Annotated in this window: 7 protein-coding genes, 2 tRNA genes, 3 rRNA genes and 1 pseudogene; 2 read left to right on the top strand and 11 right to left on the bottom strand. The window is 43.5% G+C overall.

Features of this window, described 5'->3' with window-relative positions:
- Positions 1–192: 192 nt before the first annotated feature.
- The 4 genes from L5B83_RS07535 to yfbV form a co-directional block, all read right to left on the bottom strand.
- On the bottom strand, positions 193–765 hold the full coding sequence (locus tag L5B83_RS07535) for a UbiX family flavin prenyltransferase (RefSeq protein ID WP_265778041.1): 573 nt from the start codon (positions 763–765) through the stop codon (positions 193–195).
- On the bottom strand, positions 765–2,276 hold the full coding sequence (purF, locus tag L5B83_RS07530) for an amidophosphoribosyltransferase (RefSeq protein ID WP_265778040.1): 1,512 nt from the start codon (positions 2,274–2,276) through the stop codon (positions 765–767). The genes L5B83_RS07535 and purF overlap by 1 nt, the downstream gene beginning before the upstream one ends.
- Positions 2,277–2,288: 12 nt before the next feature.
- Positions 2,289–2,789, bottom strand: a complete 501-nt coding sequence (locus L5B83_RS07525; RefSeq protein ID WP_250350294.1) for a CvpA family protein — start codon at positions 2,787–2,789, stop codon at positions 2,289–2,291.
- A 164-nt stretch (positions 2,790–2,953) separates the two neighbouring features.
- Entirely contained in the window at positions 2,954–3,394 is a 441-nt protein-coding gene (yfbV, locus tag L5B83_RS07520; protein ID WP_265778039.1) for a terminus macrodomain insulation protein YfbV, read from the bottom strand.
- Positions 3,395–3,651: 257 nt separating this feature from the next.
- Between yfbV and L5B83_RS07515 the strand changes: the two genes are divergently transcribed.
- A complete protein-coding gene (locus L5B83_RS07515; protein WP_250350296.1) occupies positions 3,652–4,854 on the top strand; it encodes an acetate kinase in 1,203 nt (400 codons plus the stop codon).
- A 65-nt stretch (positions 4,855–4,919) separates the two neighbouring features.
- The gene (gene pta, locus L5B83_RS07510; protein ID WP_250350297.1) at positions 4,920–7,058 is read left to right on the top strand and encodes a phosphate acetyltransferase; all 2,139 of its coding nucleotides are present in this window, start codon (positions 4,920–4,922) and stop codon (positions 7,056–7,058) included.
- 163 nt (positions 7,059–7,221) lie between these two features.
- Here pta and L5B83_RS07505 read toward each other — a convergent pair whose 3' ends face one another.
- The 7 genes and pseudogenes from L5B83_RS07505 to L5B83_RS07480 form a co-directional block, all read right to left on the bottom strand.
- On the bottom strand, positions 7,222–7,872 hold the full coding sequence (locus L5B83_RS07505; RefSeq protein ID WP_265778038.1) for an IS1595 family transposase: 651 nt from the start codon (positions 7,870–7,872) through the stop codon (positions 7,222–7,224).
- Positions 7,873–7,952: 80 nt separating this feature from the next.
- Positions 7,953–8,108 (bottom strand): annotated as a pseudogene (locus tag L5B83_RS12465) (hypothetical protein); the annotation flags it as partial.
- Between the two features lie 294 nt (positions 8,109–8,402).
- Positions 8,403–8,518: ribosomal RNA gene (gene rrf, locus L5B83_RS07500) — 5S ribosomal RNA — on the bottom strand.
- A gap of 113 nt (positions 8,519–8,631) precedes the next feature.
- Positions 8,632–11,640 (bottom strand): 23S ribosomal RNA (locus L5B83_RS07495).
- Positions 11,641–11,946: 306 nt separating this feature from the next.
- Positions 11,947–12,022, bottom strand: a tRNA-Ala gene (locus tag L5B83_RS07490).
- A 28-nt stretch (positions 12,023–12,050) separates the two neighbouring features.
- Positions 12,051–12,127, bottom strand: a tRNA-Ile gene (locus L5B83_RS07485).
- An 80-nt stretch (positions 12,128–12,207) separates the two neighbouring features.
- Positions 12,208–13,751 (bottom strand): 16S ribosomal RNA (locus tag L5B83_RS07480).
- Together the 16S, 23S and 5S rRNA genes with 2 tRNA genes alongside form the textbook arrangement of a ribosomal RNA operon.
- Positions 13,752–14,107: the final 356 nt, after the last annotated feature.

Below are 14,107 nucleotides of genomic sequence, written 5' to 3'. Positions count from 1 at the left end.
CAGCCCTGATATTGCGTTAAAATATCACAAACGCCTTTATTGCCACATATTTAATTAAAACCTTGTTCTCAGTTTTTTTAGCGCAAGCCTTTGCTTTAAGCAGAAATAACCATAGTAAAAGGCCCTATATTATTCAATAGGGCTAAAAGATTTTCAATGGGATGCTCAAGAGAGAAAATCGTCCTATTACGCTTATTCTCCCCAACGCTGAAATAAATCTTGCTCAAGCGTAATACCAAATTGATCGCAAAGACGATTGATACTCTGATTGATAATATCATCAATACTTTCAGGGCGATGATAAAAGGCTGGCATTAAAGGCATTATGGTTGCCCCAATTTCTGCTGCTTGGGTCATTAAGCGTAAATGGCCTAAATGTAACGGCGTTTCTCGCACGCAAAGAAACAACGGCTTGCGTTCTTTTAAGCAAACATCTGCCGCACGGGTGATAAGATCATCGGTGTAACTATGTGCAATACCTGACAAGGTTTTAATTGAACAAGGCAGAATAACCATCCCCAATGTGCGGTAAGATCCCGAAGAAATGGCGGCGCCAATATCGCGAATATCATAAGTTTTATCCGCCAAGGCACGCACTTGTTGAACGCTGTAATCCGTTTCTGCGCTTAGGGTTTGCTTAGCGGCATTGCTGATAATTAAATGGGTTTCAAGATCAGGGACGTTTTTCAATACTTCCAATAAACGTATGGCATAAATCGCTCCTGAAGCGCCCGTTATGGCAATAATTAAACGTTGTTTGGTCATTAGCTCTCGTTGTGCATTTCAAGATTAGTGGCGTCTTTCTCACGCTTTTTCTTGGCACTATCATTACGTAAATCGGCAATATGATCAAGATATTCTGGTGTAATGTCGCCTGTTACATAATGCCCTGTGAACACAGAACAATCGAAATCTTTAATTGCTGGATTTTCTTGTTGGACAGATTGGGTTAGTGCATCAAGATCTTGGAAAATCAATTTATCCACGCCAATCAGTGCCGCAATTTCGTCCACTTCTCGTTGATAAGCAATGAGTTCGTGTTTCGTTGGCATATCAATGCCGTACACATTAGGATAACGAATTTCTGGTGCGGCTGAGGCGAAGTAGATTTTTTTCGCTCCTGCAGCACGCGCCATATCAACAATTTGCTCTGATGTTGTACCACGTACAATCGAATCATCTACTAATAGCACGTTCTTGCCTTTGAATTCAGAAGAAATGGTATTGAGTTTACGCCGTACTGCACTCACTCGCTGAGTTTGACCGGGCATAATAAAAGTGCGTCCTACATAGCGATTTTTTACAAAGCCCTGACGATAAGGCTTATTCAAAATATGGGCTATTTGTAAGGCAATATCATTTGACGTTTCTGGTACGGGGATCACCACGTCAATGTCTAACGCTTTCCATTCACGAGCAATTTTTTCGCCCAGATATTTCCCCATATGTACACGCGCTGCATAAACAGAAACTCCATCAATATTGGAATCTGGACGGGCAAAATAGACATATTCAAAAATACACGGCGTCAGTTTTGGATTATCCGCACATTGCTGTGCATAAAATTTGCCGTCAAAGGTGATATAAACCGCTTCTCCCGGCTGAATATCACGTACAAATTCAAAACCAACCACATCAAGTGCGGTACTTTCTGAGGCAAAAATGTATTCTGTTTTGCCATTTTCTTCACGTTTTCCTAGCACTAAAGGACGAATCCCATTCGGATCACGAAACGCAACCATTCCGTGTCCGATAATCATTGCTACACAAGCATAAGCACCACGAATATCATTATGTGTTGCTTTAATTGCGTGAAAAATATCTTCGGGCGAAAGGTGTTGGGTATAAATATGATCAAGATGATAGGCTAGGATATTAAGCAAAATTTCTGAATCTGAATTGGTATTCACGTGGCGGCGAGCGCGTTCGTATAAGGTCTTTTTCAGTTGTTCAGAGTTCGTTAAATTACCGTTATGAACAAGGCTTAAGCCATAAGGTGAGTTTACATAAAAAGGCTGCGCCTCAGAAACACTGGAACTGCCCGCAGTCGGATAACGAACGTGCCCAATGCCAGCATTGCCTTGCAAACGTAGCATATGTACTTGCTGGAAAACATCACTTACCAGCCCATTTGCCTTACGTAAACGGAAGCGATTTTCATCATCAATAGTGACAATTCCTGCCGCATCTTGCCCTCGGTGTTGAAGAACCGTTAAGGCATTATAAATTGCTTCATTGACAGGGCTTGTCCCCACTATACCGACAATACCACACATTCGTGTTATCCCCTATTGAGTTAATGTTGAGTTTAATAAACTGGAATTTTCCTGAATTTTTTGGAAGAACCATTCCACAATAAAGCCAAAGTGCGGGATTAATTTTGATTCTTTCCACACATCACTTTGACTAAAGTTAGTAAAGGTATCGACAAAGAATAAGAGTGCCGCAACAATCAATACCCCACGTAATAAGCCAAAACAGCCACCTAATACACGATCTGTGCCAGACAACCCGGTTTTATCTACCAGTTGGCTAATTAAATAATTCACAATTGCCCCAATGATTAAAGTGGCAATAAATAAAATGGCAATGGCTACGCCATTACGAATATAGCCTGATTCAATTTGAGTTAAAAAGTTGGCAACATAAGGATAAAAATGATTTGCGACCAAAAAAGCGACGACCCAGCTTGCAAGGGACATCACCTCACGCACGAAACCACGCAAAAGGCTGACAATAATAGAAAAAGCAATAATTCCGATAATAATAAAATCTAAATAATTGTTCACGAAAATAATCTCTACAATAGATAGGATATTTATGACCGCGCTATTCTAGCAAAAAACGAAAACGTTTGCGTAGCATTATTTGCAGTTTTTTATCCTAAAGGTTAAAAAGTGCTGTACTATATCACTCGCTTTTAGCGGGATCAACAAAGCACATATTAAGAGCATTATAAGGATTGCCAAACGTCTGCGGGCAATTTTTGTGCCGCCTTTTTTAGTACGAACGCGAGATCTTGATAAGTTGGTTTCTCTGGCATCGTGACACCACTTCCGACTTTTTCTAACTGCTGACAAATTTGCAAAAATTGCACCGCACTTTGTTGAGGCAATGGTGTTTTCGCACGCTTGCCGAGCCAATAAAGCCCTTGCAAAGGTAAACACAAAGAAAAAAGTGCCGTTAATATTGTTGCCGCCAGTGCCACCATATCCCCTTTGGCATACATTTGTTGCCATACCAATGCAAACACTGCCAAAAATGGCATCAACTTTTGTGAAAACTGAGTGGCTTTAATTACGCGATTTTCGGGGAAAATCATTCCCAATTTAGGCATTAACGGCCAAGTGTCGAGATATTGTTGTCCTTGTTGAAGTGCGGTGAAAAATTTCATTGTTTTCCTTGTTATGCTGAACGGTAATCAATTTGGGCATTATAGCCCATTCTTTTCCTTTTTCTTGGGTTTATTTTTTATAAAAAAATTTTAATTTTTAATCATTTTTTTGATAAATATCGTATTTTTTCTGCCTTGAGAATTTATTTTATTGAGTGAACAGTGTATCCTATACAAGATCTAACGACTTTTATATGTCGCTCCGTTTAGGCTATTTTAGACGGATTCCTTTTAACTTAATTAAAGATAGGTTACTTATGTCTCAAAAATTAGTTCTCGTACTTAACTGCGGTAGTTCATCACTTAAATTTTCAATTTTAGATCCGGTAACGGGTGAAGAAAAATTATCTGGTTTAGCAGAAGCATTCCATTTACCTGATGCACGTATTAAGTGGAAATTACACGGTGAAAAAGGCAATGCCGAATTAGGTGCTGGTGCGGCACACAGTGAAGCGCTTGCATTTATTGTGAACAATATTTTCCCACTCGATCCATCGTTAAAAGATGAGATTGTGGCAATTGGCCATCGTATTGTTCACGGTGGTGAGAAATTCACTTCTTCTGTTGTTATCAATGATGAAGTGATTCAAGGTATTAAAGACGCGATTCAATTTGCACCATTACACAACCCAGCTCACTTAATTGGTATTGAAGAAGCGTTCAAAATGTTCCCGCACTTAAAAGATAAAAACGTGGCGGTTTTTGATACAGCGTTCCATACAACAATGCCTGAAGAAGCTTATCTTTATGCTATTCCTTATTCTTTATATAAAGAGCACGGTGTTCGCCGCTATGGGGCGCACGGTACAAGCCATTACTATGTAAGCCAGCAAGCCGCGGAGCGTTTAAATGTGCCAGCGGATCAAGTTAATGTGATCACTTGTCACTTAGGTAACGGTGCCTCTGTGGCTGCCGTTCGTCACGGTAAATGTATTGATACGTCAATGGGCTTAACCCCATTAGAAGGCTTAGTGATGGGGACGCGTTCTGGTGATTTAGATCCCGCAATCATTTTCTACCTACACGACAATCTAGGTATGAGCGTTGAAGAAATCAACACTCTATTAACCAAAAAATCGGGCTTATTAGGTTTAACAGAAGTCACCAGCGACTGTCGTTATGCCGAAGACAACTATGATGCAGAAGCCGCAGCAAAACGTGCATTAGATGTATTCTGTTACCGTTTAGCAAAATATATCGGTTCATATATGGCTGTGATCGGTGAGCGTTTAGATGCTATCGTGTTTACTGGTGGTATTGGTGAAAACTCAGGACTTGTTCGTGAAAAAACCTTAGCGCATTTAACACTCTTCGGTTATAAACTAGATAACGCTAAAAACCTTGCTGCTCGTTTTGGTAACGAAGGTGTGATCACCGCAGACAACACGCCTGTTGCAATGGTGATTCCAACAAACGAAGAACTTGTTATTGCACAAGATACTGCAAAACTTTGTATCTAACGTTATAAACAGACTGCCGAATCATTCGGCAGTTTCTTTTTCATTATTTAACCTAAAGGTTTATTATGTCTCGCACAATTATTCTTATTCCGGTGAGTGCTGGCGTTGGTTTAACCAGTGTTAGCCTTGGTTTAATTCGTTCACTTGAAGAAAAAGGCGCAAAAATTGGTTTTATGAAACCAATTTCACAACCAAATACTGGCGAAGATAAACTCGATCGCAGCACCTCTATCGTTCGTACTAGCACCTCTATTGAAACTGCTGAGCCGTTTATGCTGAGCGTAGCGGAAAGCTTGATTGGTCAAAATCAATCTGATGTTTTATTAGAAAAAATTGTTGAAAATCATCAACAATTAGCTAAAAACAATGAAATTATCATTGTTGAAGGCTTGATTCCAACACGTAAACATAGCTATGCAAACAGCATTAACTATGAAATTGCCCAAGCCTTAGATGCAGAAATCATTCTTGTGGCTGCCCCTTCAACAGAAACGCCAGCTCAGCTTAAAGAGCGTGTAGAAGCCGCTGCTTCACAATTTGGGGGTAAAAATAACAAAAACTTATTGGGTGTCGTCATTAACAAATTTAATGCACCAATTGATGAATCTGGTCGTACTCGCCCTGATTTAAGTGAAATTTTTGATGCTTATCAACATAGCCATAGCAACGTGGCTGAAGTATATAACTTATTTGAAAAAAGCCCAATCAAAATACTCGCTTGTATTCCTTGGAATGCAGAACTTATTGCCACCCGTGTCATTGATTTGGTAAAACATTTAGGCGCAGCCATTATCAATGAAGGGGAAATCCAGACTCGCCGTATTCGTAGCATTACTTTCTGCGCAAGAAGCTTACCTAATATGGTTGAACACTTCCGTAATGGTAGCTTGTTAGTCACTTCAGCTGATCGCCCTGATGTGCTAGTTGCCGCCGCCCTTGCTGCAAGCAGCGGTATTGAATTAGGTGGCTTGCTTTTAACTGGTGGATACAAACTAGATAGCCAAATTAAAAAACTTTGCCAACCTGTTTTTGAAAGCACAGGATTGCCAATTTTCCGTATTGAAGGCAATACTTGGCAAACCGCCCTTGCATTACAAAGTTTCAACCTTGAAGTACCTGTGGATGATAAAGAACGTATTGAAAGCATTAAACAATACACAAGCCAACAATTTGATACTGAATTTGTCAATTCAATTGTGGCCGAATCTTCTCGCCAACGTCGTTTATCGCCACCGGCTTTCCGTTTCCAATTAACCGAATTAGCACGTCAAGCGAAAAAACGTATTGTCTTGCCTGAAGGGGACGAACCACGCACAATCAAAGCGGCTGCTCTTTGTGCAGAACGTGGTATTGCAGAATGTGTACTTTTAGCTAACCCAGCTGACGTTCAGCGTGTTGCAGAAGCCCAAGGTGTACAATTGGGCAAAGGTATCACAATCATTGATCCTGCGAGCGTACGTGAAAACTATGTAGCACGTTTAGTCGAATTGCGTAAAAACAAAGGAATGACTGAAGCGCTCGCACGTGAACAGCTAGAAGACACCGTCGTACTTGGTACCATGATGTTAGAAGCAAATGAAGTAGATGGTCTGGTTTCAGGTGCAGTACACACCACAGCAAATACCATTCGTCCACCAATGCAAATTATCAAAACCGCACCGGGTAATTCTATTGTTTCTTCCATCTTCTTTATGCTATTACCAGATCAAGTGCTTGTTTATGGTGACTGTGCAGTAAACCCAGATCCAACCGCAGAACAGCTTGCCGAAATTGCAATTCAATCCGCCGATTCAGCGAAAGCCTTTGGTATAGATCCGAAAGTGGCAATGATCTCCTACTCTACAGGCACATCTGGTAGTGGTGCTGATGTAGAAAAAGTGAAAGAAGCAACACGTCTTGCTCAAGAAAAACGCCCTGATCTTATTATTGATGGTCCATTACAATATGATGCGGCAATTATGGAAGATGTAGCGCGTTCTAAAGCACCAAACTCACCAGTTGCAGGTAAAGCGACAGTATTCGTATTCCCTGATCTAAATACTGGTAACACCACCTATAAAGCGGTACAACGCTCTGCAGATCTCGTTTCTATTGGTCCGATGCTACAAGGTATGCGTAAACCGGTAAACGACCTTTCTCGCGGTGCATTAGTCGATGATATTGTGTACACTATCGCATTAACAGCAATTCAAGCTACGCAATAACAAAAACTAAGAAAAAATTGACCGCACTTTGATCTGCCCCTCAAAAACTGGAGACCCAACTAGAGGGGCAGATCATCTCCTATTCTTATCAATTCTTACCTAAATAAATGACTTTTCTTTTACTTTTTTCAAATGATTTAAGTTTAGGGGCTGTCCTAGATAACTAGGCTAAATTCCCTTTAACTAATTGTTTTAAAATAGAAATTTGAGATTTTAAGTTACTGTTATTAAAACGCCATTCGCATTCCTTCAAATAAAGTTCAAAATGAGCTTTAGGAATACCGTTAAACTTGCGTAAATGGCGTTTCGCTTGATTCCAGAAATTCTCAATTCCGTTAATGTGATTTTGTTTTTCTGCAAAGTGTGTACTGTGATTGACGCGAAAATGGTTAAATTCACTTACGTCAAGTACATCATAACTTCGGTAGAAATCAGTGTAAACAATACTATCAGGCTTTACTTGCTCGCGAATGATTGGCAACAATGTCGCAGATTGGGTATTTGGCATCGCGACGGTGTAAACCTTACCATTGCGCTTTAAAAGCCCAAATACAGCCGTTTTACTTGCTGCACCTCGCCCTCGCTTGCCTTTGCGAATGCCACCGAAATAGCTTTCATCGGCTTCAATTTCGCCATCGAACATTTCCAAATGGGAGCTGTTTTGATAGATAAGTAATCGCAAGCGATGAAAGTAATACGCTGCCGTCGTTTTGTTTACATTTACTCGCTCAGCTGCTGTTCTTGCAGTAACACCTGCGACAAACAGCTCAATGAGTTTATTTTGTTTATGCTGACTTAAGCGACTTTTTCTCATTTGGTCATTTTAACCTAAATAGAGTTTTTAGTCGTTATCTAGGACAGCCCCTAAGTTTATTCAGGAAAGAGGCACGTTTCTCAGCATCTGATTGAGGATGAGCTAACGTCTTTTTTACGTATTACCCCTAGTCTTTTTAAAGCAACACAAATGACGTTTTGACTACAGCCTAAACGCTGTTTGCCCATTGTGCCATAATCGTCAGGATAAGCCTCAACATCGGTTTTAAGAAGTGTGTTATCAAGCTTATAAGGTTACTTCTTCCGTTCAGATTTTTTCTTCCATCGTTAAATGGTATTGGTACTGATCTGAAATGCCTCTGCCAATTCTTGAGATCTTGTGCCTCAGGCATGTCAGTAAGTGGCTATGCAAGGTGGCTATTGTAGCGTATTTCATGGGTTTTACTATATATCTCTGGATTATGGTCTAATCTAGCCTATTCATTCTCAGTGATGTCTATCTGCTTTTATTCCCTCCAAATACAAAAAACGCCACTGAGTTCCCTCAATGACGTTCTTCTTTCATTCAAAACCTGGCGGTGCCCTACTCTCACATGGGAAGCTCCCACACTACCATCAGCGTTACAGCGTTTCACTTCTAAGTTCGGCATGGATTTAGGTGGGTCCACTGCACTAACGCCGCCAAGATAATTCTTTCGCTTATCTAAAGCTTATCTCTCTTATCTACAGACTTCAAAGCCTTCCGCTCTAAAATCTCTACTCTCTCAATCAAAAACAAGCCAAAACCCTTGAGCGTTGTATAGTTAAGCCTCTCGGGCAATTAGTACTGGTTAGCTCAACGACTCACATCGCTTACACACCCAGCCTATCTACGTCTTAGTCTCAAACAACCCTTACCAACTTAAAGTCGGGGAGAACTCATCTTAAGGCAAGTTTCGTGCTTAGATGCTTTCAGCACTTATCTCTTCCGCATTTAGCTACCCAGCAGTGCCTCTGGCGAGACAACTGGTACACCAGTGATGCGTCCACTCCGGTCCTCTCGTACTAGGAGCAGCCCCTCTCAATTCTCCAACGCCCACGGCAGATAGGGACCGAACTGTCTCACGACGTTCTAAACCCAGCTCGCGTACCACTTTAAATGGCGAACAGCCATACCCTTGGGACCTACTTCAGCCCCAGGATGTGATGAGCCGACATCGAGGTGCCAAACACCGCCGTCGATATGAACTCTTGGGCGGTATCAGCCTGTTATCCCCGGAGTACCTTTTATCCGTTGAGCGATGGCCCTTCCATTCAGAACCACCGGATCACTATGACCTGCTTTCGCACCTGCTCGACTTGTCTGTCTCGCAGTTAAGCTTGCTTATACCATTGCACTAACCTGACGATGTCCGACCGTCATTAGCAAACCTTCGTGCTCCTCCGTTACGCTTTGGGAGGAGACCGCCCCAGTCAAACTACCCACCAGACACTGTCCGAACACCCGTTTCAGGCGCTTCGTTAGAACATCAAACGTTAAAGGGTGGTATTTCAACAACGACTCCACGATAACTGGCGTTACCGCTTCATAGTCTCCCACCTATCCTACACATCAAAATTCAAGGTTCAGTGTCAAGCTATAGTAAAGGTTCACGGGGTCTTTCCGTCTAGCCGCGGGTACACCGCATCTTCACGGCGATTTCAATTTCACTGAGTCTCGGGTGGAGACAGCCTGGCCATCATTATGCCATTCGTGCAGGTCGGAACTTACCCGACAAGGAATTTCGCTACCTTAGGACCGTTATAGTTACGGCCGCCGTTTACTGGGGCTTCGATCAGGCGCTTCTCTTTCGATTACACCATCAATTAACCTTCCAGCACCGGGCAGGCATCACACCCTATACGTCCACTTTCGTGTTTGCAGAGTGCTGTGTTTTTAATAAACAGTTGTAGCCAGCTGGTATCTTCGACTGGTTCATGCTCCATTCGCAAAGAACTTCACACTACGCCAGCGCACCTTCTCCCGAAGTTACGGTGCTATTTTGCCTAGTTCCTTCACCCGAGTTCTCTCAAGCGCCTGAGTATTCTCTACCTGACCACCTGTGTCGGTTTTCAGTACGGTTTAGTAAAGCCTGAAGCTTAGTGGCTTTTCCTGGAAGTGTGGTATCAGTTACTTCAGCTCCTTAGAGCCTCGTCATCATCTCTCTGTGTTCACAGTAGACCGGATTTGCCTAGTCTACCCACCTACCAACTTAAACGTACATCTCCAACAGTACGCTAACCTAACCTTCTCCGTCCCCACATCGCAGCTTTACCAAGTACGGGAATATTAACCCGTTTCCCATCGACTACGCTTTTCAGCCTCGCCTTAGGGGCCGACTCACCCTGCCCCGATTAACGTTGGACAGGAACCCTTGGTCTTCCGGCGAACGGGTTTTTCACCCGTTTTATCGTTACTTATGTCAGCATTCGCACTTGTGATACGTCCAGCAAACCTCTCGATTCACCTTCTTCCGCTTACACAACGCTCCCCTACCCAACAATCTTTCGATTGATGCCGCAGCTTCGGTACTATATTTTAGCCCCGTTACATCTTCCGCGCAGGCCGACTCGACTAGTGAGCTATTACGCTTTCTTTAAATGGTGGCTGCTTCTAAGCCAACATCCTAGCTGTCTAAGCCTTCCCACTTCGTTTCCCACTTAATATAGATTTTGGGACCTTAGCTGGCGGTCTGGGTTGTTTCCCTCTCCACGACGGACGTTAGCACCCGCCGTGTGTCTCCTGTGCATTACTCTTTGGTATTCGGAGTTTGCATCGGTTTGGTAACCCGGGATGGGCCCCTAGCCGAAACAGTGCTCTACCCCCAAAGGTATTCACACAAGGCTCTACCTAAATAGATTTCGGGGAGAACCAGCTATCTCCCGGTTTGATTGGCCTTTCACCCCCAGCCACAGGTCATCCGCTAATTTTTCAACATTAGTCGGTTCGGTCCTCCAGTTAGTGTTACCCAACCTTCAACCTGCCCATGGCTAGATCACCGGGTTTCGGGTCTATACCTTGCAACTAGCCGCCCAGTTAAGACTCGGTTTCCCTTCGGCTCCCTTATTCAGTTAACCTCGCTACAAAATATAAGTCGCTGACCCATTATACAAAAGGTACGCAGTCACCCCATCACTCAATCCCACTGCTATTTTTGGGGGTTAAATTTTTACTTCGTAAAAATTAACCTTTCAGTGCGGTATTTTTTTACTAAACGTCCATCACTCAATAGGCTTGAGTGATGGGGCTCCCACTGCTTGTACGTACAGGGTTTCAGGTTCTATTTCACTCCCCTCACCGGGGTTCTTTTCGCCTTTCCTTCACAGTACTGGTTCACTATCGGTCAATCAGGAGTATTTAGCCTTGGAGGATGGTCCCCCCATCTTCAAACAGGATTCCTCGTGTCCCGCCCTACTTCTCGTAAGCTTAGTACCACACGCAATTTTTCAGATACGGGGCTATCACCCTGTTTCGCTTGACTTCCCAGTCAATTCTCCTAAATCACTTGCTATCACTTACTGGCTACTCCGCTTTCGCTCGCCGCTACTCACAGAATCTCGGTTGATTTCTTTTCCTCGGGGTACTTAGATGTTTCAGTTCTCCCGGTTCGCCTTGTTTACCTAGTTTATTCAGTAAACAATGATAGGTTCTTCACCTATCGGGTTTCCCCATTCGGACATCGTGGGTTAAACGCTTCTTATCAACTCACCCACGCTTTTCGCAGATTAGCACGTCCTTCTTCGCCTCTGATTGCCAAGGCATCCGCCCTGTACGCTTTCTCACTTAACTATACAACCTCAAGGATTTTTTTCCTTAAAGCTATCGTCATTCGTTGAGAATCGCTTACTTGCTTTTGTTCAAGTAAGTCTTCTTCTACTCAGACTTCTTCAATTCAGTGATAAACTTTATCCTTTATCACCGGCTTGAAAGTCTCTTCAGTTTTCAGCTTGTTTTTACATTGTTAAAGAGCAAATAGGATAATACTGATTTTGTGTACTATCATTAGTAAATTCTCTGACTAAAATCTATCTTAAGTATACTTACTTAAGACAATCTAAAAGAACTTACTAATGATTTACATCTCATTAAATGATTTGGTGGAGATAAGCGGGATCGAACCGCTGACCTCCTGCGTGCAAGGCAGGCGCTCTCCCAGCTGAGCTATATCCCCAATCATTTCTTCTTCCTCATCACTTGAGTGGTGGGTCTGAGTGGACTTGAACCACCGACCTCACCCTTATCAGGGGTGCGCTCTAACCACCTGAGCTACAGACCCTCAAGGATTCGGGTATTCCTTTGCTTCTTATTGTCTAACATCAATCAACCAATCTGTGTGAACATTCGTCTTCTCTTCGGTAAGGAGGTGATCCAACCGCAGGTTCCCCTACGGTTACCTTGTTACGACTTCACCCCAGTCATGAATCATACCGTGGTAAACGCCCCCCTCTCGGTTAAGCTATCTACTTCTGGTACAACCCACTCCCATGGTGTGACGGGCGGTGTGTACAAGGCCCGGGAACGTATTCACCGCGACATTCTGATTCGCGATTACTAGCGATTCCGACTTCATGGAGTCGAGTTGCAGACTCCAATCCGGACTTAGATGCACTTTCTGAGATTCGCTCACCCTCGCAGGCTCGCTTCCCTCTGTATGCACCATTGTAGCACGTGTGTAGCCCTACTCGTAAGGGCCATGATGACTTGACGTCATCCCCACCTTCCTCCAGTTTATCACTGGCAGTCTCCTTTGAGTTCCCATCTCTACATGCTGGCAACAAAGGATAAGGGTTGCGCTCGTTGCGGGACTTAACCCAACATTTCACAACACGAGCTGACGACAGCCATGCAGCACCTGTCTCAAAGTTCCCGAAGGCACAGTCTTATCTCTAAAACCTTCTTTGGATGTCAAGAGTAGGTAAGGTTCTTCGCGTTGCATCGAATTAAACCACATGCTCCACCGCTTGTGCGGGCCCCCGTCAATTCATTTGAGTTTTAACCTTGCGGCCGTACTCCCCAGGCGGTCGATTTATCACGTTAGCTACGGGCGCCAAGCTCAAAGCCCAACCCCCAAATCGACAGCGTTTACAGCGTGGACTACCAGGGTATCTAATCCTGTTTGCTCCCCACGCTTTCGCACATGAGCGTCAGTATCTCCCCAAGGGGCTGCCTTCGCCTTCGGTATTCCTCCACATCTCTACGCATTTCACCGCTACACGTGGAATTCTACCCCTCCCTAGAGTACTCTAGTAAACCAGTCTGAAATGCAATTCCCAAGTTAAGCTCGGGGATTTCACATCTCACTTAATTTACCGCCTGCGTGCCCTTTACGCCCAGTTATTCCGATTAACGCTCGCACCCTCCGTATTACCGCGGCTGCTGGCACGGAGTTAGCCGGTGCTTCTTCTGTGACTAACGTCAAATCAACGTGCTATTAACACGTCCACCTTCCTCATCACCGAAAGAACTTTACAACCCGAAGGCCTTCTTCATTCACGCGGCATGGCTGCGTCAGGGTTCCCCCCATTGCGCAATATTCCCCACTGCTGCCTCCCGTAGGAGTCTGGGCCGTGTCTCAGTCCCAGTGTGGCTGGTCATCCTCTCAGACCAGCTAGAGATCGCAGGCTTGGTAGGCCTTTACCCCACCAACTACCTAATCCCACTTGGGCTCACCTTATGGCTAGTGCCCTTCCGGTCCCACTACTTTAATCCTCAGATATTACGCGGTGTTAGCCATCGTTTCCAATGGTTATCCCCCTCCATAAAACAGATTCCCAAGCATTACTCACCCGTCCGCCACTCGTCAGCATCGAAAGCAAGCTTTCAACCCGTTACCGTTCGACTTGCATGTGTTAAGCCTGCCGCCAGCGTTCAATCTGAGCCATGATCAAACTCTTCAGTTTAATCTCGCTCAATGAATACATAACGTTATATTCTTTTCGAATTTCAAGTTAAGCATCATTGATTTCTAAATTTTAAATCTTTTTGAAAATCAACGAATGCCCACACAGATTGTCTGATTGATTGTTAAAGAGCAAAAAAGAACGACGCGATTTGTATCATCTTAATTTCTACAACGTCGCGTCGTTGTGTGCGGCGTATTATAGACATCTCGAAAATCTTTGCAAGTCTTTTTTGACAATTTTTTACAAATTTTTTGGCTATCCGTCCTAGATGACAACTAAAAGCTTCATTTAGGTAAGATATATCTATGAGAAAAAATCCTCTAAGTCAGCATAAACAAAATAAACTCATTAAG

Source organism: Avibacterium sp. 21-599 (assembly GCF_026226765.1).
In the GTDB taxonomy this organism is placed as follows: Bacteria; Pseudomonadota; Gammaproteobacteria; order Enterobacterales; family Pasteurellaceae; genus Avibacterium.
This window is presented reverse-complemented; position numbering and strand designations above follow the sequence as displayed.